The following is a 513-nucleotide window of genomic DNA, read 5'->3' on the forward strand; positions in this document are numbered from 1 at the left end:
ACTGGACAGGCCGTTCAGCGGCACGATTGATGATCTTGCACTCTTTAACCGTGCTCTGACGGCAGCCGAGATTCAGTCTCTGCACACTGACGGGTTGGGGCTTTCTGGGCCAGATGTTGAAGTTGCTGACCAAGATGCGCCGTTGAGTGTCTCATCGGGAATGCTTGATGCCGCAACTGGTGCAGTTGAATACACCGTCAATCTGTCTGATGTGGTCGATGGGGATCGTATTGTGGTTTCCATTAATGGCGAACGCTCTGTTTTGACTGCCGGCACGGTGCCTGCAGACCGCGGAACCATCCGCAACGTCGAACATATTGTGGCCACTGCGGCCGCCGATGATATCGAATTGGATGGTGCAGGTTACACGGTCGATGGTCTGGCCGGAGACGACTTTATCAAAGGTGGAACTGGCGCTGACACGTTAAGTGGTGGTGCGGGCGCGGATACTCTGCTTGCGGGCGGAGGCGACGATACGCTGATCATCGACGATAATGATGTAGACATTGATGG

General features: G+C 55.0%; 1 protein-coding gene. It reads left to right on the forward strand.

Annotated features, from left to right (window positions below; translation table 11 throughout):
- Nucleotides 1-513, forward strand: a 513-nt coding sequence (locus ACR0D7_RS19430; protein ID WP_480680484.1) for a calcium-binding protein, incomplete at both ends; no start/stop codon positions are given.

It is taken from the genome of Ruegeria sp. BB7, assembly GCF_056539365.1.